The organism is Bradyrhizobium sp. (assembly GCF_049519115.1).
In the GTDB taxonomy this organism is placed as follows: domain Bacteria; phylum Pseudomonadota; class Alphaproteobacteria; order Rhizobiales; family Xanthobacteraceae; genus Bradyrhizobium.
In genome coordinates, this window is record NZ_JBEKRB010000014.1 from 54,092 (window position 1) to 73,448 (window position 19,357).

16 protein-coding genes are annotated in these 19,357 nt (G+C 61.1%); 13 read left to right on the plus strand and 3 right to left on the minus strand.

Translation table 11 applies throughout. The features are described 5' to 3' along the window. The first annotated feature begins 263 nt into the window (after nucleotides 1-263). The 6 genes from ABSE61_RS13375 to ABSE61_RS13400 all read left to right on the plus strand — a co-directional run bounded on the left by ABSE61_RS13375 (nucleotide 264) and on the right by ABSE61_RS13400 (nucleotide 6,186). Nucleotides 264-1,436, plus strand: a complete 1,173-nt coding sequence (locus ABSE61_RS13375; RefSeq protein ID WP_423871593.1) for an ABC transporter substrate-binding protein — start codon at nucleotides 264-266, stop codon at nucleotides 1,434-1,436. A gap of 104 nt (nucleotides 1,437-1,540) precedes the next feature. Beyond that, a complete protein-coding gene (locus ABSE61_RS13380; protein WP_423871594.1) occupies nucleotides 1,541-2,713 on the plus strand; it encodes an ABC transporter substrate-binding protein in 1,173 nt (390 codons plus the stop codon). Nucleotides 2,714-2,837: 124 nt separating this feature from the next. Then, nucleotides 2,838-3,755, plus strand: coding sequence for a branched-chain amino acid ABC transporter permease (locus ABSE61_RS13385; RefSeq protein ID WP_423871657.1), 918 nt, complete (start codon nucleotides 2,838-2,840; stop codon nucleotides 3,753-3,755). After that, on the plus strand, nucleotides 3,752-4,699 hold the full coding sequence (locus tag ABSE61_RS13390) for a branched-chain amino acid ABC transporter permease (RefSeq protein WP_423871595.1): 948 nt from the start codon (nucleotides 3,752-3,754) through the stop codon (nucleotides 4,697-4,699). The genes ABSE61_RS13385 and ABSE61_RS13390 overlap by 4 nt, the downstream gene beginning before the upstream one ends. Continuing rightward, the gene (locus ABSE61_RS13395; RefSeq protein ID WP_423871596.1) at nucleotides 4,692-5,459 is read left to right on the plus strand and encodes an ABC transporter ATP-binding protein; all 768 of its coding nucleotides are present in this window, start codon (nucleotides 4,692-4,694) and stop codon (nucleotides 5,457-5,459) included. Before ABSE61_RS13390 ends, ABSE61_RS13395 begins: the two co-directional genes overlap by 8 nt. After that, nucleotides 5,452-6,186 carry an ABC transporter ATP-binding protein gene (locus ABSE61_RS13400; protein ID WP_423871597.1) on the plus strand — a complete coding sequence of 245 codons (735 nt, stop codon included), beginning with the start codon at nucleotides 5,452-5,454 and terminating at the stop codon, nucleotides 6,184-6,186. The genes ABSE61_RS13395 and ABSE61_RS13400 overlap by 8 nt, the downstream gene beginning before the upstream one ends. A 22-nt stretch (nucleotides 6,187-6,208) precedes the next feature. Here ABSE61_RS13400 and ABSE61_RS13405 read toward each other — a convergent pair whose 3' ends face one another. Together ABSE61_RS13405 and ABSE61_RS13410 are read right to left on the minus strand one after the other, a co-directional pair. Beyond that, nucleotides 6,209-7,645 (minus strand): glutamine synthetase family protein, encoded by a 1,437-nt coding sequence (locus ABSE61_RS13405; RefSeq protein WP_423871598.1) that lies wholly within the window; start codon nucleotides 7,643-7,645, stop codon nucleotides 6,209-6,211. A 167-nt stretch (nucleotides 7,646-7,812) separates the two neighbouring features. Then, on the minus strand, nucleotides 7,813-9,168 hold the full coding sequence (locus tag ABSE61_RS13410) for an aromatic ring-hydroxylating dioxygenase subunit alpha (RefSeq protein ID WP_423871599.1): 1,356 nt from the start codon (nucleotides 9,166-9,168) through the stop codon (nucleotides 7,813-7,815). A gap of 120 nt (nucleotides 9,169-9,288) precedes the next feature. Between ABSE61_RS13410 and ABSE61_RS13415 the strand changes: the two genes are divergently transcribed. Then, nucleotides 9,289-10,074 (plus strand): IclR family transcriptional regulator domain-containing protein, encoded by a 786-nt coding sequence (locus tag ABSE61_RS13415; protein WP_423871600.1) that lies wholly within the window; start codon nucleotides 9,289-9,291, stop codon nucleotides 10,072-10,074. 19 nt (nucleotides 10,075-10,093) lie between these two features. Here ABSE61_RS13415 and ABSE61_RS13420 read toward each other — a convergent pair whose 3' ends face one another. Then, nucleotides 10,094-11,008, minus strand: coding sequence for a helix-turn-helix transcriptional regulator (locus ABSE61_RS13420; protein WP_423871601.1), 915 nt, complete (start codon nucleotides 11,006-11,008; stop codon nucleotides 10,094-10,096). A gap of 181 nt (nucleotides 11,009-11,189) precedes the next feature. Here ABSE61_RS13420 and ABSE61_RS13425 point away from each other — a divergent pair, with 181 nt between their 5' ends. The 6 genes from ABSE61_RS13425 (at nucleotide 11,190) to ABSE61_RS13450 (ending at nucleotide 19,231) form a co-directional block, all read left to right on the plus strand. Then, nucleotides 11,190-12,737, plus strand: a complete 1,548-nt coding sequence (locus ABSE61_RS13425; protein ID WP_423871602.1) for a benzoate-CoA ligase family protein — start codon at nucleotides 11,190-11,192, stop codon at nucleotides 12,735-12,737. A 268-nt stretch (nucleotides 12,738-13,005) separates the two neighbouring features. Further along, complete coding sequence (locus ABSE61_RS13430) at nucleotides 13,006-13,806, plus strand: alpha/beta fold hydrolase (RefSeq protein ID WP_423871603.1); 801 nt, start codon at nucleotides 13,006-13,008, stop codon at nucleotides 13,804-13,806. Between the two features lie 166 nt (nucleotides 13,807-13,972). Further along, nucleotides 13,973-14,395 (plus strand): DUF309 domain-containing protein, encoded by a 423-nt coding sequence (locus ABSE61_RS13435; RefSeq protein WP_423871604.1) that lies wholly within the window; start codon nucleotides 13,973-13,975, stop codon nucleotides 14,393-14,395. Between the two features lie 103 nt (nucleotides 14,396-14,498). After that, entirely contained in the window at nucleotides 14,499-16,187 is a 1,689-nt protein-coding gene (boxC, locus tag ABSE61_RS13440) for a 2,3-epoxybenzoyl-CoA dihydrolase (RefSeq protein ID WP_423871605.1), read from the plus strand. Between the two features lie 149 nt (nucleotides 16,188-16,336). Next, the gene (boxB, locus tag ABSE61_RS13445; protein WP_423871606.1) at nucleotides 16,337-17,788 is read left to right on the plus strand and encodes a benzoyl-CoA 2,3-epoxidase subunit BoxB; all 1,452 of its coding nucleotides are present in this window, start codon (nucleotides 16,337-16,339) and stop codon (nucleotides 17,786-17,788) included. 300 nt (nucleotides 17,789-18,088) lie between these two features. Next, complete coding sequence (locus ABSE61_RS13450; protein WP_423871607.1) at nucleotides 18,089-19,231, plus strand: alkane 1-monooxygenase; 1,143 nt, start codon at nucleotides 18,089-18,091, stop codon at nucleotides 19,229-19,231. Nucleotides 19,232-19,357 lie beyond the last annotated feature (126 nt).

Below are 19,357 nucleotides of genomic sequence, written 5' to 3' on the forward strand. Positions count from 1 at the left end.
ATAGCGAATGCCGATTGTCGCAGGCCGTCGTGGCAAATCCGCTAACGAGTCAACCGGCACTATAATTCCTTGCCATCGGCGGCTACCGCGAACTATGGTGCATAGCTCAGGGTATGGTCCGAAGGTTCAAGAGGGTGCCGTCGGTTCGTGCTTGCTGCGGGCCGGCCCTTTCGAGCACAAAAAAAGTCTGGAGGCTGGGATGCCTCCGCAAACGGTGCCGGGTTCGTGGTTAACCCAACAAGGATTTGAGGAGGGAGACGACGATGAGAACGGGATTTTGGCTCGCGGGCGCCACCGTGCTGGCCCTGGCTCAGCCAGCGGCTGCGGCTGATACGATCAGAATCGGTTTTGTCTCCACGTTCAGCGGGCCCACTGCCGTCATCGGCAACGACATGCGCAACTCCTTCGAACTCGCGCTCGATCATCTCGGCCGCAAGATGGGCGGCAAGCCGGTCGAAGTGATCTATGAGGACGACCAGCAGAAGCCTGATGTCGGCAAACAGAAGACCGAGAAGCTGGTGCAGTCCGACCATGTCGACTTCATCGCCGGCTATATCTGGTCGAACGTGCTGCTCGCTTCGCTCAAGACCGCGGTGGATTCTCAGACCTTCCTGATCTCCGCCAATGCCGGACCCTCGCAACTCGCCGGTGAATTGTGCTCGCCTTATGTGTTCTCGACCTCCTGGCAGAACGACCAGACGCCAGCGGCGATGGGCCTTTACATGAACCAGAAGGGCGTCAAGTCGGTGTTCCTGATCGGCCCGAACTATGCGGCGGGCAAGGACATGCTGGCCGGCGTCAAGAGCACCTTCAAGGGCGAGGTCGTGGGTGAGGAATACACGGTGTGGCCGAGCCAACTCGATTTCTCGGCCGAACTCTCCAAGGCGCGCAACTCGAAGGCGGAATCGATCTTCGTGTTTTACCCCGGTGCAGCCGGCGTGCAGTTCCTCAATCAATATGCGCAGGCCGGCATCAAGCAGCAGATGCCGCTCTATACGGCCTTCACCGTCGATGAATTGTCGCTGCCGCTGCAAAAGGACAACGCGATCGGCGTTCCCGGCGCCCAGGAGTGGGTGAACGACCTGCCGAGCGAACAGAACAAGAAGTTCGTCGAGGACTATCGCAAGAAATACGCGCCCTCGCGGCCGACCTATTACGGTGCGCAGGCCTATGACGCGGCGCAGTTGATCAACAGCGCTGTGGTCGCGGTCAAGGGCGATACCAGCAAGAAGGACGCGATGAAGGCGGAGATGGAGAAAGCCGATTTCAAGTCGCTGCGCGGCTCCTTCAAATACGGCAACAACCATATCCCGATCCAGAATTTCTATTTGCAGGATGTCGTCAAGGATGCCGACGGCTCGCTCTCGCTCAAGACCGTCGCCACCATCGTCAAGGACAACCAGGACACCTTCCACGACAAGTGCACGATGAAGTAGCCCAGGGAACTTGCTTTAAGTTTAAAATATCTGATAGATGGTGGTGGCGATCTCACTGAGACTGAGGACTAACTTCGGCAAGTGAGCACTCGGAGCGGATCCACATGAGAACGGCATTTTTGCTCGCGGGTGCGCTGGCAATAGCCTTCGGCCAGTCCGCGATTGCGGCCGACACGATCAGGATCGGATTTATCGAGACCTTCAGCGGTCCGACTGCGCCGATCGGCATCGACGCGCGCAACGCATTTGAACTTGCTCTTGATCACATCGGCCGCAAGATGGCCGGCAAGACGGTCGAGGTGATCTATGAGGACGACCAGCAAAAGCCTGATGTCGGCAAGCAGAAGACCGAAAAGCTGATCGAGTCCGATCATGTCGATTTCATCGTCGGCTACAACTGGTCGAATGTGCTGCTCGCCTCGCTCAAGCCCGCGGTCGATTCCAAAACCTTCCTGATCGGCATCAATGCCGGCCCGTCGCAACTCGCCGGCGAGTTATGCTCGCCTTACGTGTTCCTGACCTCATGGCAGAACGACCAGACGCCTGCGGCGATGGGCCTCTACATGAATCAGAAGGGTATCAAATCGGTATTCCTGATTGCACCGAACTATGCGGCCGGAAAGGACCGCCTGGGTGGCTTCAAGAGCACGTTCAAGGGCCAGGTGCTCGGCGAGGAATATACGGTGTGGCCGACCCAACTCGATTTCTCGGCTGAACTCGCCAAGGCACGCGCCTCGAAAGCGGAATCGATGTTCGTGTTCTTCCCGGGTGCTGCCGGCGTGCAGTTCCTCAACCAATATGTGCAAGCTGGCATGAGGGGGCAGATTCCGCTCTATACGGACAGCATGGTCGACGAATTGTCGTTGCCGTTGCAGAAAGAGAATGCGCTCGGCATTCTTGGTGTGCAGCAATGGGTGAACGATCTGCCCAACGAGGAGAACAGGCGGTTTGTCGCCGACTATCGCAAGAAGTATCCGGGCTTGCGCCCGACGTTCTACGGTTCGCAGGCTTACGACGCCGTGCCGCTGATCAACAGCGCCGTGGTCGCGGTCAAGGGCGATTTGAACCGGAAGGACGCGATGAAGGCGGCGATGGAAAAGGCCGATTTCAAGTCGGTGCGCGGCGCGTTCAGATACGGCAACAATCACATTCCGATCCAGGATTTCTATTTGCAGGATGTGGTGAAGGACGCTGACGGCACGTTGTCGCTCAAGACGGTCGCCACCGTCGTCAAGGACGATCAGGATCGCTATCACGATAGATGTCCGATGAAATGAGCACGGATTTTGCTTGGGGAATGCGGCAGCGCTAGAACGCTGCCGCATTTACTTCGACCTTCCCGTCCGGGAGGGGTGGGGATGAGGTCGACAAGACCGAAATTGGGGGTTGTCTCGGACAAACATGCTGCTGGTCGTCGAACAATTCCTGAACGGGCTGCAATTCGGCCTCCTGCTGTTCCTGCTGGCGGCAGGCCTGACGCTCGTGTTCGGGATCATGGACCTCGTCAACCTCGCCCACGGCTCGCTCTACATGATGGGCGCCTATTTCGCGGCGACCTTCGTGGCGTGGACCGGCAGTTTCGTTCTCGGCATCGTGCTGGCGCTCGGCGCCACGCTGCTGCTTGGCATCCTGCTGGAGGTGGTCGCGTTACGGCATCTATACGGCCGAGATCATCTCGATCATGTGCTGGCGACCTTCGGGCTGATCTTGTTTTTCAACGATCTGGTGCGGCTGGTCTGGGGGCCGGCCGGCCTGGCGCTACCGTTGCCGACCTGGCTCACCGTACCCGTGCAGATCGTGCCCGGTGTGTTCTATCCCGCCTACCGGCTCGCGATCATTGCGGTGGCGCTCGCCGTCGCGTTGATGCTCTATCTCGTGGTGATGCGAACCCGCATCGGCATGCTGATCCGCGCCGGCGCGTCCAATCGCGAAATGATCGGCGCGCTCGGTATCAACATCAAGCTGCTCTATACACTGGTGTTCGGACTCGGCGCCGCGCTAGCCGGCCTTGCCGGGCTGATGCAGGCGCCGATCCTGACCGTGCAGATCGGGATGGGCGAGAACATTCTCATCCTGGCCTTTGTAGTCATTGTCATCGGCGGCATCGGTTCGATCCGCGGCGCGTTCGTCGCGGCGATTCTGGTGGGGATGATCGACACGCTCGGCCGCGCCTTCCTGCCTGACCTGCTCCGGCGTATCCTCAGTTCAGCGGCGGCGTCGACCGCGGCGCCCGCGCTGTCGTCGATGCTGATTTATCTGCTGATGGCGATTGTGCTGGTGGCAAGGCCGGAGGGGCTGTTCCCGGCCAACCGTCGATGACCTCTGCGTTCAATCTCCGCAATGCGGTGGCGGCGATCGTCGTCGTTGGTCTTTTGTTGCTGCCGCTGTTCTCGCAAGCAACCGGCAACGTGTTCGTGCTGACGTTGTTCACCCGCATCGTGATCTTCGCGCTCGCCGCGGTCAGCCTCAACCTCATCATGGGCTACGGCGGGATGATGAGTTTCGGCCACGCCGCCTATCTCGGCATCGGCGGCTACGCGGTCGGCATTCTCGCCGCCGAAGGTTTTGGTTCCGGTTTTATCCAGTGGCCGGTCGCTTTGATGGCTTCCGCGCTGTTTGCGCTCGTGATCGGCGCGTTATCCTTGCGCACGCGTGGCGTCTATTTCATCATGATCACGCTCGCCTTCGCGCAGATGGCCTATTATGTCGCCTCCGGTCTGTCGCGCTATGGCGGCGACGACGGGCTGACGATCTATAAGCGCAGCACCTTTGGCGGCCTGATCAACCTCTCGAACCGCGTGCAGTTTTATTACCTCTGCGTGTTGTGCCTTTTCGGTGGCGTTTTTCTGGTCTGGCGCATCGTCAACTCGCGCTTCGGAATCGTGGTGCAAGGCCTGCGCTCCAACGAGCAGCGCATGCAGGCGATCGGTTTTCCGGCGACCAGATACCAACTGGTTTGCTTTGTGATTGCCGGCACGATGTGCGGCCTTGCGGGTGCGCTACTGGCGAACAACACCGATTTCATCAGCCCGGCCGTGATGTACTGGACCCGCTCCGGCGATCTCATGGTGATGGTCATCCTTGGCGGCATGGGGTCGCTGTTTGGCCCGGTGGTCGGCGCCGTCGTCTATCTCGTGCTGGAGGAGTTTCTCTCGCAGGTCACCGAATACTGGGCGATGATCATGGGGCCGCTGCTGCTGCTGATCGTGCTGTTCGGTCGCGGTGGCATCATGGGGCTGATCGGGAGGTTTTCCCGTGACTGAACCCTTGCTTCGCATCGAAAATCTGGTTCGTCGGTTTGGCGGCATCGTTGCCACCGACAATCTCTCGCTCGATATCGCGCGTGGCGAACTGCACGCGATCATCGGGCCGAACGGCGCCGGCAAGACCACGCTGATCAGTCAGTTGATCGGCCAGTTGCGCCCGACCGCCGGTACCATTCGCTTTGCCGGCCAGGACGTCACGCACCTGCCTGCCTGGAAGCGCAGCCGGCTTGGGCTCGCGCGATCGTTCCAGATCACCTCGCTGCTGCCGAACTTCACGGCGGCCGACAACGTCGCGTTGGCAGCACAAGCCCGCGACGGTCATTCATTTCGCTTCTTCGGCGATGCCCGCCGGGAAAAACCGCTCCGCGCAGCCGCGCATGCGGCGCTCGATCGCGTCGGGCTTCTTGGCCGCGCCGACGTCTTGGTTTCCAGTCTGAGTCATGGTGAACAGCGCGAGCTTGAGTTGGCCGTTGCGCTCGCGACCAAACCGCAATTGCTGTTGCTCGATGAGCCGATGGCGGGCCTCGGGATAACCGAATCGGCGCGCATGGTGAAATTGCTCGCCGAACTTCGGCAGGAGGTCACGATCGTCCTCGTCGAGCACGATATGAACGCGGTGTTTGCGCTCGCCGATCGCATCACGGTGCTGGTCTACGGGCGCGTGATCGCTTCCGACGTGCCGGCGGCGATCCGCACCAATGAAGAGGTCAAGCGCGCCTATCTCGGCGACCAGCATGTGGTGACTGCCCATGACTAAGGGAACGTCGGCTGATACCGCGCCGCTGCTCGAAGTCGAGGGGCTGGAAACCTGTTACGGTCTGAGCCAGGTGTTGTTCGGCCTGTCGCTGTCGATCCATAGCGGCGAGATGGTCGCTCTGATGGGCCGCAACGGCATGGGAAAGACCACGACCGTTCGCTCGATCCTGGGGTTGACGCCGCCGCGTGCCGGCGCGGTTCGTTTCGGCGGCCGCGAGGTCCGGGGGATGGCCGCGTTCCGCATCGCGCAACTTGGCATCGGCCTTGTCCCCGAAGGCCGCCAGATTTTTCCGAACCTTAACGTCCGCGAGAATTTGGTCGCGGCGTCCGCCAATCGTCTCGGCTCCGATGATCCCTGGACGCTGGACAAAATCCACGCCCTTTTCCCGCGGCTCGCGGAGCGCGGCACTAATATGGGAAATCAGCTTTCCGGTGGTGAGCAGCAGATGCTGGCGATCGGCCGCGCGTTGATGACGAACCCGCGGCTGTTGATTCTCGATGAGGCCACCGAAGGGCTGGCGCCGCTGATCCGCGAGGAAATCTGGAACTGCCTGTCGATGCTGAAAGCGCGCGGTCAGTCGGTGCTCGTGATCGACAAGAATGTCGAGAACCTCGCCCGCATCGCCGACCGTCATTACATCATCGAGCGTGGCCGCGCGGTGTGGAGCGGCACCTCTGCGCAACTGATCGCCGAGCCGGATCTGCAGCACCGGTATCTCGGTATTTGAGTGGCGCGCGGCCGTCGCGAAATCAAAACATCTCGAAATATTCGCGCTGCTCCCAGCCCGAGACCTCGGCCTGGAAACGTTCGAGCTCCGCGTTCTTGATGTGGTGATAATAATCGACAAAGCTGGAGCCGAGTTTTTCGCGAAAGAAGCTATCGGCCTTCAGCGCGTCGAGCGCCTCGCGCAGGGTTTTCGGCAAGGCAGTCGCTTGCGTCTCGTAGGGCGTATCGGCGGGTGGCGGCGGTTCGAGGGCACGATCGATGCCGTCAAGGCCTGCCAGAACTTGCGAGGCCATATAGAGATAGGGATTGGCGGCGGGTTCGCCGATGCGGTTTTCCAGCCGCGTCGCCGTATCGTTGGCGCCGCCGAGCATGCGCACCATGACGCCTCGGTTGTCGCGGCCCCAGATCGCGCGGTCCGGCGCCAGCGAATAGGCGCGGTAGCGCTTGTAGCCATTGATCGTCGGCGTCGCGAATACCGCAGAGGCGCGCGCGTGGTGCAGGAGGCCCGCAAGATAATGACGGCCGAGCGAGCTCAACGGCGCATCGCCTTCCTTTGACATGAAGACATTCTCGCCGTTGTCGCGCGAGACGATCGACTGATGCAAATGCCAGCCCGAAGCGAAAACGTTGGGCAGTTTCGGCCGGCACATGAACGTGGCGTGATAGCCGTGACGCTGGGCGATTTGCTTCACGGCGCTGCGAAACAGCACCATGTTGTCGGCGGGCTCAAGTCCTTTTCTTGGGGCAAAGGTGAATTCGCACTGGCTCGGGCCGAACTCCACCTCGACCGAGCGCAAGGGCAGACCGAGCGCAAGAATATCGCGCCGGATGATGTCGAGCACCGGCGCCATCTGGTCGTAACGCTGTTCGGTCAGATATTGATAGCCGTGCGAAAGCAGGCTGACCTCCGGTGGCTCTCCGGGCTGGCCGGCGTCTTCGGGCGCCATCTTCGGGTCTTCGAGCTTGAAGATGTGAAACTCGACCTCAAGGCCGGCGACAAAATCGAAGCCGCGTTGACCGAGTTGGTCCAGCACCTTGCGAAACAGATGCCGCGTGGCGAACGGCACCACGCGTCCGTCGGCAAAATACACGTCGCACAACAGCCAGCCGGTTGAAGGCGCCCAGGGCAGCACGCGAAAGCTTGTCGGATCGGCCACCATCAGCACATCGGCCGCACCTTCCATTTCCGGCATGCCGAAGCCGCCGCCGGAGGTGAACACCGGAAACACCGTGCGATGCGCGGTGTCCTTGGCGAACATGGTGGTGGTGATGGTGCAGCCGCTTTCGAGCGAGGCGAGCGCCTCGCTGGCGACCAGCGTCTTGCCGCGCAGGATACCGTGCTGATCGGGAAACGACAGGCGGATGGTTTCGAGTTTCTTTTCTTCGACGATGCGGCGAAGGCGGCTCGCCGCCTCTTTCTGCTCGCTGGTCCAAAGACCGTGACGCTCAACGAAACTCAATGCACAACCTCAATCGTCATTCCGGGGCGCATCGAAGATGCGAACTCTGACGGGCAATTGCACGTCAGAGAATCGATGGCACGGCTCGAATGCTGGGAGAAATGGACTCCGGGTCTGGTGCTTGCGCACCATCCCGGAATGACGATATGGCGAACCTTGGCCGCCACTCACACCACCCTCAAATGCGGCGGCTTGTCTGCGATCTCTTCCGGCACGGGTGCGGCCCAGGGCGCGCCGCGGCGGCGCTTGACGTCGACTTCCATCCAGAAGGTTTCCCAGCCGCGCGTCGGGCCGATGCCGTCCATCGTCGCCGGCCCCTGAATGCTCCGTGCATGGGTTGCATCGAGGAACATGAACGGCCTCTCGCCATTGGCCGCCTTTTCGATCTCTTGACGCAGCAGGCGGCGATACTGCACGATCGCCTTGTCGGCGGTGCCGAGATGCTCGCGGGTGCGATCCTGGATCGGACCCATCGATTCCACCGCCCACTGGTCGTGGACGTTGATGTCGCTGCCCATGCCGGTATAGGTCGCGGTCTCCTGTTCGTGCGGATCGAAGCCGTAGTCGTTCGATTTGTTCTTGCGGGATTTGTAGTCCGGCAGTTCGTAGAGTTCGAGGCGCTGCTCGCGCATTTTTTTCTTGTCGACCGGCGCGGAGTACGACGTGAAGATCGCATACCAGTAGCAATTCTCGTCATCGACCGGCACATGCCACTGCGTGATCGTCATCTCCGTGCTCATCGGAATGACGAAGGCATGCGGAAAAAGCTGATTGGTGACGCGCACATGCGTGCGCTCCTGGTCGATCTCGCGCAACGCAATCAGCCGCAGCCCAAATTCGGTTTGTTCGACGTTGATGATCGGGCGGTCGTACTCGCGCAGGATTTTCGTCATCGGCAGCTCGGTGCCGGCGGAGGCACCGCGGAACTGGCGGCCATAAGCTGCAGAGGTGTCTTCGTCCTCGAAGAAGCGATGCAGGAACGAGGCGTGCGAAGGATCGATGCCGACTTCAAGCGCCTGCAGCCAGTTGCAGTTGATGTGGCCCTTGAAGGCGAAGGTGTGGCTGTCGGGAGCGACGAAACAGTCGATCTCCGGAAAAGCGGGTGGTTCGCCCTCGCCCAGATAAGTCCAGAGAATGCCGCCCTTCTCCACGACCGGGTAAGCGCGTTGCCTGATGCCCTGGCAGAGTTTGGAATTTGCCGGCTCGGCCGGCGTCTCCAGGCATTGGCCTGATGCGTCGAACAGCCAGCCGTGAAAAGCGCAGCGCAAGCCGCCATGTTCCAACCGGCCGAAGGCGAGATCAGCGCCGCGATGCGCGCAATGGCGTTCGATCAGGCCGTAACGTCCCGCTTCGTCGCGAAACAGCACGAGGTTTTCGCCGAGCAGTTTTACCGGTCGCACCGGCCGCGGGCCTTCGAGTTCGTCGACGAGCGCCGCCGGTTGCCAGTACATCCGCATAAGCTTTCCGCAGGGCTCTTTCGGCCCAGTGCGGGTGATCAGGTCGTTCTGTTCTTGGCTCATCATGGCGCGTTACCTCATCCTAAAAAGGCTTGCGGTGGAAGGCGGTCGCAGCTAGATTTGTTCGTTTATTGAACAAATGTTCAATAATCGTAACACGACTCCAAATCCGGGCAAGCCTCTTTGATGGTCAAACCGAAGCGGGCCGACGGCGAGACGCGCGCCACCGACTTTGTCGAAAGCCTCGATCGGGGGTTAAGGCTGTTGCAGGCGTTTGGGGCGCGGCCGGCGCCGATGACGCTGAGTGAAATCGCCGGTCTGGCCGGCCTGCCGCGCGCCACCGCGCGGCGCATTCTTTTGACGCTTCAGCACGGCGGTTACGTTTCAAGCGACGGTAAACTGTTTGCGCCGACGCCGCATGTCCTGACGCTCGCAGGTAGCTACTTGCGCTCGAACCAGATCGCGGCGGTGCTGCAACCGGTGCTGGACGAGATCGCTACGTCAGCGCAGGAAATCAGCTCGCTCGCCGTGCTAGACGGCGACGACGTGGTGTTCATTGCACGCGGCAGCCCGACCCGGATTTTCTCGGGCGGCGTCGATATCGGTTATCGCCTTCCGAGTTTCTGCACGGCGGTCGGTCGCGCCATGCTCGGGCGGCTCACTGACGCCGAGTTGAAGACACGCTTCAGCGCGGTGAAGCGCGAGGCCCTGACGCCGCAAACGTTGACCGATCCAAAACGCCTGTGTGCCGCTATAGCAGCGGATCGTGGCCGCGGTTATTCACTGGTCGATCGCGAGGCCGAGCCGCATTTTCGTTCGATTGCCGTGCCCGTGAAACGCTACGACGGCATCATTGTCGCGGCGATCAATATCGGCGCCCATGTCGACCGCATTTCAACTGATGAAATGACCAAGCGGTTTTTGCCGCTGTTGCGGGCGGGTGCGGAAGGCGTGACGGCAACGTTGCTGTGAGAGGCTGGCCCGCGGCTGATCAGCGTGCCGCGCTACGCAATCCAAACGCCTTTGATTCGCTTTGCAGCACGGGCGCGACCGCCTCAGTCAGCCTCGCGGCCGCGGCATCGACGGAAAGACCCGCGGTATCGACCACGGCGGACGCGCGCGCATAGAGCGGCTCGCGGCTAACGAGAATGTTGCGCAATTCCGCCATCGCCGAGCGGTCGTCGGCCATCGGGCGCAGATCGCCCTGCTTGCGGACGCGCGCCATGTGTTCTTCCGGTTCGGCCTTGAGCCAGATCGTGTAGAACGACGACAGGATCAGATCGAAGGTCACGGGTTCGGAGACGATGCCGCCGCCGGTCGCCAGCACCGTCAGCTCTTGCCTCGCCAGCAATTGCGTCAGCGCCGCCTGCTCCAGGCGGCGAAAACCTTCCTGGCCGTAAAGCGCGATGATCTCGGCCACCGAGAGGCCGTTCTGCGCCTCGATCTCCTTGTTGAGCTCGACGAAATTCCAGCCGATCTTTTTGGCGAGCAGTTTGCCGAGCGTCGATTTGCCGGCACCACGCAGTCCGATCAGCGCAATGCCGGCAAAGGACTTTAGCCGCTGTGTCGACGCGTTCTGACCGGCCAGAATGTCCTTGGCCTGCGAAACTTGCGAGGGCGAGGCTTTGCGCAGGAGATCCCGGATCACGGCCCAGTCCGGCGACGGCTCGGCGGCCGGAATCAAATCCTCCAGATGCGCGCCCATCGCGTTCGATACCCGCCGTAGCAGCACGATCGATACGTTGCCGCGGCCGGCTTCCAATTGCGCGATGTAGCGCTCGGAAATGCCGGAGACCTTGGCCAGCACCTTTCGCGACATGCCGCGCAGCGCACGCATGGTGCGCACCCGCTGGCCAAGCTGTTCGAGAAAAGTGGTTTCGGGATCGCTGGTCTCGGTCTGGGTCATGATCCCCGATGCGAAGCGTGCGTGCTTCGGCGCGCCTGATGCGTCGAACTGATAGGAAACATAGTGCCGTAAAGGATTGACAGCAAGCACGTGCGGTGCATTTCTATGAATTATAATGCTTATACCCAAGCGAAGCCCGTCTCCGCTTGAGGGCGCGCGAGGGAGCTTCCAGGGGATCGGCATGAGCGAGACATCGGGCGCTTACAATGCGGTGACCTATCTGCTCGACCGCAATATCGACGAGGGCCGGGCCGACAAGCTGGCCTATACCGACACCGTTTCCGAGCTGACCTATCGCGATTTGCAGCGGCAGAGCTGCCGGGTCGCCAACCTGCTGCGCCGGCTTGGCGTCCGCCGCGAAGAGCGAGTCGCGATGATCATGCTCGACACGGTGGATTTTCCGGCGGTGTTTCTTGGCGCGATGCGCGCCGGCATCGTGCCGGTACCGCTCAATACACTTTTGACATCAGATCAATATGCCTATGTGCTCGCCGATTGCCGCGCGCGGGTGCTGTTCATTTCCGAAGCGCTGTTGCCTGTCGTCAAGGACATGCTCGGACGGATGGGCGATCTCGAACACGTCGTCGTCGCGGGCAAAAATTCATTCGGGCATAAGTTACTATCCGAAGAGCTCAAAGGCGAAAGCGATGCGTTTCCGACCGCAGCGACCCATCCCGACGAGCCCGCCTTCTGGCTCTATTCGTCGGGCTCAACCGGCATGCCCAAGGGGGTGCGGCATCTACATGCTAATCTCGCCGCAACGGCTGAGACCTATGCCAGGCAGGTATTGGGAATCCGCGAGGACGATGTGTGTCTGTCGGCGGCGAAATTGTTTTTCGCTTACGGTCTCGGCAACGCGCTGACCTTTCCGATGTCGGTCGGCGCCACCACCGTGCTCAATCCCGAGCGTCCAACACCGGCTGTGATGTTTGCGCTGATGAATAAATATCACCCCAGCATTTTTTACGGTGTGCCGACATTGTTTGCCGCGATGCTGAACGATGAATCTTTGAAAGCCCACGGCGGCGGCGAGCGCCTGCGCGTCTGTACGTCGGCGGGCGAAGCGTTGCCGGAGTCGGTCGGCAATGCCTGGAAGGCGCGCTTTGGCGTCGATATTCTCGACGGCGTCGGCTCGACCGAGCTGTTGCATATCTTCCTGTCGAATGCGCCCGGCGACATCAGATACGGCTCTTCCGGCCGCCCGGTGCCGGGCTACAAGGTGCGGCTCGTCAACGAAACTGGCAGCGACGTACCCGATGGCGAAGTCGGCGAACTCCTGGTGGATGCGCCCTCGGCGGGCGAAGGCTACTGGAATCAGCGCAGCAAAAGCCGGCGGACATTCGAGGGGCATTGGACCCGTACCGGCGACAAATACATTCGCGACGCCGACGGGCGCTACACCTTCTGCGGCCGCAGCGACGACATGTTCAAGGTTTCCGGCATCTGGGTATCGCCGTTCGAGGTCGAGAGTGCGCTGATCACCCATCCGGCGGTGCTTGAGGCCGCTGTGGTGCCCGAGGCCGACAGCGAAGGTCTGCTCAAGCCCAAGGCTTTTGTCGTGCTGCGCGCTGGCGCCGAGACGGATGGACTCGACGAGGCGTTGAAAGAGCACGTCAAGCGGAAGATCGGCGTCTGGAAATATCCGCGCTGGATCGAGGCCGTCGACGCCTTGCCGAAAACCGCGACCGGCAAGATCCAGCGGTTCAAGCTGCGAGACGATACAAAGTAGTTGTTCGTCATTCCGGGGCGATGCGACAGCATCGAACCCGGAATCTCAGGCAGAGTGAAATGGGCCTGTTGAGTAAGAGCCGAAAGGTTGCCGCGAGACGTGCTCTGCTCTCTCCCCCCTTGCGGGGGAGAGGTGGAGAGGGGGGTATTGCGAATGCAAGCGACTGCGGCTCACCCCCCTCCCTAACCCTCCCCCACAAGGGGGGAGGGAACGAACGGGCAAGGGGGGAGAGGGCGCACTGCGCCGTGCGGCGAAAGCGGTGGCAAGCATGACCACACTTCCACCCGCCGGCTTTCTCCACATCGGCGAAAGCGATCTCGAATACCGCATGATCGGACCTGCGCCATCGGAGGCGCCGACCATCGTGATGCTGCATGAAGGGCTCGGCTCGGCGGCATTGTGGGGCGATTTTCCGCAATCCTTGCAGGCGGCCACCGGCATTGGCGTATTCGTCTATTCGCGCGCCGGCTATGGCGCCTCGACGCCAGTCACGCTGCCGCGACCGCTTGACTATATGAGCCGCGAGGCGCTCGAGGTGTTGCCCGCGTTGCTTGACGCCATCGGGTTTCAGCGCGGCGTGTTGCTCGGCCATTCCGACGGCGCCTCGATCGCGGCGATCTATGCCGGGGCGGCCGGTGATCATCGCGTGCGTGGCGTCGTGCTGATCGCGCCGCATTTCGTCGTAGAAGACGTATCGGTCGCCTCGATCGCCGAGATCAAAGAGACCTACGAAACGACGGACCTGCGGGCCAAACTCGCGCGCTGGCATCAGAACGTCGACAACGCATTCTATGGTTGGAATGACGCCTGGCTTGATCCCGACTTTCCTCGATGGGACATCAGCGAATATCTCGCCTACATTCGTGTGCCCCTCGCAATTCTGCAAGGTGCGGACGATCAATATGGGACAATCCGTCAGATCGAGATTGCGAACGAGGAGTGTTATTGCCCAGTCGATGTGACGGTGATAGCGGGTGCGGGACATTCACCGCATCGCGAAGTGCCTGAACTGACGCTCGCAACGATTTCGGAGTTCGCCAAACGTATTTTGATTATGCATGAAGGCTAGCGGCTCCTTGGTTCTGACATTCGCAGAACCACTGCCCGCGTAATTTTTTAGAAGTTGTGTGTTGTTCAATGAGTATGACGTCGTCAACCGCGGCTGATTTGCCGCTGCCGGGCTGGGCCTATGTGCCCGGTGAAACCGCAGATACCGAGCCCGATCACTAGGCGCTGTGGCAGGCCAAGGCGCTGGTGCCCGCGCAATTCTTTGGCTTTCGGCGCGTCACCCTGCGCTCCGCTATGGCATCGCACTGAACGACGCCGGTTACTTCTGGGAAGCGCAGGAGGTGCTGGAAGCGGTCTGGGCTGCCGCGCCGCAAGGCGGACGCGAGCGCATTCTGTTACGGGCCTGTATCCAGATCGCCAACGCCAATCTGAAACTGCGGATGCGAAGGCCGAATGCGACCGCGCGGCTGTGGGGCGAGGTGCTGGGAGAGATCAAGGGCCTGCTGTCACGCCGGTCGGCCGCTCGCGGCGATGGTTTCGCCGAGCGATTCCCGGTGGCTCACCTCGCCATATTGCTGGAAGCCCGTCTGGCCCAGGCCACTCTGTCCAAGACCGACTGGATTGCGATCGGATCGATCGGCAAAATATGAAAGAAAATGCAGATTTAGTGGCCCATCTCCTCTAGACCTGCACCATGACATGCATTATTGTGCATATATCCGTTAACGAAGAGCCGCACTCAGGGATGGGCCCATGGCCGGTGACGAACGCGTTCTCGCGGGGGGAGCGAGTTTTATCGATTTCCAGACCGATCCATCGCGCTACCGCCATTGGAAGCTCGATGTCGACGGCGAGGTCGCGACGCTGACGATGGATGTCGATGAAAATGGTGGGCTGTTTGAAGGCTATCAGCTCAAGCTGAATTCCTACGACCTCGGTGTCGATATCGAACTCGCCGACGCCGTGCAGCGGCTGCGCTTCGAACATCCCGGTGTGAAGGTCGTGATCCTGCGTTCGGGCAAGAATCGTGTGTTTTGTGCCGGCGCCAATATCCGCATGCTGGCCGGCTCAACCCACGCCCACAAGGTCAACTTCTGCAAATTCACCAACGAGACGCGCAACGGCTTTGAGGATTCCTCGGAAAATTCCGGGCAGCGCTTCATCACCGTCGTCAACGGCACTGCGGCCGGTGGCGGCTATGAACTCGCGCTCGCTACCGACCACATCATCCTGGCCGATGACGGGTCTGCGGCCGTCTCGTTGCCCGAAGTGCCGCTGCTTGCGGTGTTGCCGGGCACCGGCGGCCTGACGCGCGTCGTCGACAAGCGTAAGGTGCGCCGCGACCATGCCGACTATTTCTGCACCATCGAGGAAGGCATCAAGGGCAAGCGCGCGGTCCAGTGGCGCCTGGTCGATGAGATCGTGCCGAACAGCAAGTTAGAGGCCAAAGTCGTCGAGCGTGCCAAAGAGTTTGCGGCCGCCTCGAAGCGCAACGGCAACAGCAAAGGCATTTCGCTGACGCCGCTGTCGCGCACGATTGACGGCACCACCATTCGCTACCGCCACGTCAGCGTCGATATCGACCGCACGGCGCGTATCGCCACCATTTCGATCGCAGCGCCGGAGGCGCCGCCGCCCGCGGACATTGACGGTCTGATCGCGCAAGGCGCGGACTTCTGGCCGCTCCAGGTCGCCCGCGAACTCGACGATGCGATCCTTCACTTGCGCATCAACGAGCTTCAGATCGCGATGCTGGTGTTCAAGTCCCATGGCGAAGCTGCCAACGTGCTCGCTTACGACGGTTTTCTGGAAGCCCACAAAGCGCACTGGCTCGTCAACGAGATCAGGCAATACTGGAAGCGCGTGCTCAAGCGCATCGACGTCACCTCGCGCACGCTGGTGGCGCTGGTCGAGCCGGGCTCGTGCTTTGCCGGCACGCTTGCCGAATTGGTGCTCGCTGCCGACCGCTCCTACATGCTGATCGGCACGCGCCAGGGCGACAATCGCGCCGCGCCGTCAGTCGAGCTTTCCGCGCTGAATTTCGGCGCCTATCCGATGAGCCATGGATTGACGCGGCTTGAATCACGCTTCCAGGCGCAACCTTCCGATCTCGATCGTGCGCGCGAGCGCATCGGCGACGCGCTCGATGCCGAGGAAGCCGAGGCGCTTGGGCTTGTGACCTTTGCGCTCGACGACATCGATTGGGATGATGAAGTTCGGGTATTCCTCGAGGAGCGCGCGAGCTTCTCGCCCGATGGTCTCACCGGCATGGAAGCGAACCTGCGCTTCGTCGGACCCGAAACCATGGAATCCAAGATTTTCTCCCGTCTCACCGCCTGGCAGAACTGGATCTTCCAGCGCCCCAACGCGGTCGGCGAGGAGGGCGCGCTGCGCCGCTACGGCACCGGCCAGAAGGCGCAGTTCGATACGACGCGGGTTTGATTTCCTGTCCCGGGCGCTGCGCGGCACGTTGGTGACGCGCCGCTGAACCGGGATCCACATGGACCGTCCGATTAGGTCCCGGCTCTGCGGCGCATCGCTTCGCGCCGTACCGCATCCGGGACACAAGCACAAGCCGAAGGAGTACGCCCATGAACGTCAACATCCTGAACGTCGATTATTCGACCAAGATTCCCAACAACGTGAATCTGAGTGAAGATCGCCAGGTGCTCAAGGCGCTGGAAGGCTGGCACCCCGGTTACATGGACTGGTGGGGCGACATGGGCCCCGAGGGTTTTCAGCAGTCGCTGGTTTATTTGCGCACGGCCTACTCCGTCGATCCGCGCGGCTGGGCCAAGTTCGATTACGTCAAGATGCCGGACTATCGCTGGGGCATCCTTCTTGCGCCACAAGAGGAAAACCGCGTCATCCCCTTCGGCGAGCACTTCGGCGAACCTGCATGGCAGGAAGTGCCGGGCGAATACCGCGCGATGCTGCGGCGGCTGATCGTGATTCAGGGCGACACTGAGCCTGCTTCCGTCGAGCAGCAGCGTCATCTCGGCAAGACCGCGCCCTCGCTTTACGACCTGCGCAACCTGTTCCAGGTCAACGTCGAGGAAGGCCGTCACCTCTGGGCGATGGTTTATCTGTTGCAGAAATATTTCGGCCGCGACGGTCGCGAGGAAGCCGACGAGTTGTTGCGCCGCCGCTCCGGTGACGCGGATTCACCGCGCATGTTGGGCGCCTTCAACGAAGCGACGCCGGACTGGCTGTCGTTCTTCATGTTCACTTACTTCACCGATCGCGACGGCAAGATGCAGTTGCACAGCCTCGCGCAATCCGGCTTCGATCCGTTGTCGCGCACCTGCCGCTTCATGCTGACGGAAGAGGCACACCACATGTTTGTCGGTGAAACCGGCATCAGCCGCGTGGTGCAGCGTACCTGCGAGGCGATGCGAGAGGCCGGCATCTCCGATCCCACCGACATCGCCAAGGTCCGCGCGTTAGGGGTGATCGATCTGCCGACCATCCAGAAGAAATTGCACCTGCATTACTCGCTGTCGCTTGATCTGTTCGGGTCGGAAGTTTCGACCAATGCGGCGAACGCCTTCAACGCCGGCATCAAGGGCCGTTTCCACGAGACCCAGATCCAGGACGACCATCGCCTGCGCGACGACACCTATCCGGTGCTGAAACTCGTGAATGGTGCGATCACGCGCGTCGACGAGCCGGCGCTCACCGCGCTCAATATGCGATTGCGCGACGACTACACGCAGGACTGCGTCAAGGGGCTCTTGCGCTGGAACAAGGTGATCTCGACCGCCGGTTACGATTTCAAGCTGACGCTGCCGAACGTCGCGTTCCACCGCGCGATCGGCGAATTCAAGGACATTCACGCTACGCCTGAAGGTCTCATGATCGACGACGCAACATGGAATGCGAAAAAGAGCGCGTGGCTGCCCTCGATCGAAGACGGCGACTTCATCGCTTCGTTGATGACGCCGGTGACGAACGCGGGCGAATTCGCACCCTGGATCTCGCCGCCGAAAATCGGCATCGACAACAAGCCCGGCGACTTCGAGTACGTGAAGATCGAGACGTGAGTTCTTTATCCCTCCCCCGCCAATCGCGGGGAGGGTTGATCTGAGCGTAGCGAAGGTCGGGGTGGGGATTTTTTTGGCGACTCCGCCCGCCATGTTGTTCGCTTCGCTCTCAACATGCCACCCTCCCACGCGTTCCGCGGCGGAGGGATAAGGTCAGGTATCTTAGCGCGATTGCGCGGCCGCCGCGATGTGCCGGCAAATGCGACAAATTTGGCCGTGAACCGGCGGTGCCAAAAGCTCACGGCATGCTATAATCAAAGAAAACAAGGCCGCCCCGAAAGGAGACGTTGGAGGAACGCGATGATTTTCACAGGCACCACGGCTGCTGGCGAAACGATCACCTACCGGGACGGTAAACGCTATTTGTGGATGCTCTCGTTCATCCCGCCGCTGGTCCCTCTGCTGTCCTACTGGCTCTATCTCAGGACGCATAATCCGGCGGTGACGCTGATCCCATTCCTCTTCATTTTCGGCCTGATCCCGCTGCTCGATGCCATCATTGGCGAAGACACGCACAATCCGCCTGCGGAAGTGGTCGCTGCCATGGAAGCCGATCCTTACTATCTGCGGCTCGCGCGCATCACCGTGGTGTTTCCGTGGGTGAATTACGTTGCCTTGATTGCCTTCTGTGGCACGCAGGATCTACCGTGGTGGTCCACCATCGCGTTGCTGCTCGGCGTCGGCACCATAGACGGTGGCGCACTGCTGGTCGGGCACGAACTCGGCCACAAGCCGGATCGGCTCAACAGCTTTTTCGGTATTCTCGCCAACAATGCGGTGGGTTGTGCCCACTTCCGTATCGAGCACAATCGCGGCCATCATACCTGGGTCGCGACGCCCGAGGACCCCGCCAGCGCGCGCTTTGGCGAATCGATCTATGCTTTCGCATTACGCGAACTGCCCGGTGCGCTCAAGCGCGGCTGGCGCAATGAGGCCGAACGGCTGACCAAGCGCGGCGAGCCGGTTTGGTCGGTCAATAACGAGATACTGCAGGGCTTTGCGCTCACGCTCGTTGTCGCTGCCGCGCTGATTGCCCTGTTCGGCTGGAAGGTCGCACCGATCATCGTCGCCCATCATTTCCTCGGCTGGTATGCGCTCACTCAAGCCAACTATGTCGAGCACTATGGGCTGTTGCGCGAGAAGCTGCCGAACGGCCGCTACCAGCCGGTAGAGCCCCGCCACTCATGGAACACCAACCATATCGTCTCGAACTTGATGACCCTGCACCTGCAACGTCATTCCGACCACCACGCCAACCCGATGCGCCCGTATCAGTCGTTGCGCGATTTCGACGATATCCCGCGCCTGCCGAACGGTTACACGGGCATGTTTGGGCTTGCGGCGATCCCGCCGCTGTGGTTTCGCGTGATGGATCCGAAAACTCTGGCTTGGGCCGGCGATGATATCAGTAAGCTGAATGTGGGCGATGTTGCTTCAGCCTGATGGCGGCTCAGCGACGACGAGCGAGTGATGCCTACGCCCCGCATCAACGATGCGCGTCGTTGTTCTTTCACCCATGGAGAGGACTGAAGACGTCCCTGAAAACCCGCGGTGTACTGGATGCCCCGG

Excerpts from the sequence above, each read along its gene's own strand:
- ABSE61_RS13415 (WP_423871600.1), top strand. The coding sequence starts at position 9,289 with ATGGTCAAACCGAAGCGGGCCGACGGCGAGACGCGCGCCACCGACTTT.
- ABSE61_RS13385 (WP_423871657.1), top strand. The coding sequence starts at position 2,838 with ATGCTGCTGGTCGTCGAACAATTCCTGAACGGGCTGCAATTCGGCCTC.
- ABSE61_RS13450 (WP_423871607.1), top strand. The coding sequence starts at position 18,089 with ATGATTTTCACAGGCACCACGGCTGCTGGCGAAACGATCACCTACCGG.
- ABSE61_RS13380 (WP_423871594.1), top strand. The coding sequence starts at position 1,541 with ATGAGAACGGCATTTTTGCTCGCGGGTGCGCTGGCAATAGCCTTCGGC.
- ABSE61_RS13425 (WP_423871602.1), top strand. The coding sequence starts at position 11,190 with ATGAGCGAGACATCGGGCGCTTACAATGCGGTGACCTATCTGCTCGAC.
- boxC (WP_423871605.1), top strand. The coding sequence starts at position 14,499 with ATGGCCGGTGACGAACGCGTTCTCGCGGGGGGAGCGAGTTTTATCGAT.
- ABSE61_RS13400 (WP_423871597.1), top strand. The coding sequence starts at position 5,452 with ATGACTAAGGGAACGTCGGCTGATACCGCGCCGCTGCTCGAAGTCGAG.
- ABSE61_RS13410 (WP_423871599.1), bottom strand. The coding sequence starts at position 9,168 with ATGATGAGCCAAGAACAGAACGACCTGATCACCCGCACTGGGCCGAAA.
- ABSE61_RS13390 (WP_423871595.1), top strand. The coding sequence starts at position 3,752 with ATGACCTCTGCGTTCAATCTCCGCAATGCGGTGGCGGCGATCGTCGTC.
- ABSE61_RS13420 (WP_423871601.1), bottom strand. The coding sequence starts at position 11,008 with ATGACCCAGACCGAGACCAGCGATCCCGAAACCACTTTTCTCGAACAG.
- ABSE61_RS13430 (WP_423871603.1), top strand. The coding sequence starts at position 13,006 with ATGACCACACTTCCACCCGCCGGCTTTCTCCACATCGGCGAAAGCGAT.
- ABSE61_RS13375 (WP_423871593.1), top strand. The coding sequence starts at position 264 with ATGAGAACGGGATTTTGGCTCGCGGGCGCCACCGTGCTGGCCCTGGCT.
- boxB (WP_423871606.1), top strand. The coding sequence starts at position 16,337 with ATGAACGTCAACATCCTGAACGTCGATTATTCGACCAAGATTCCCAAC.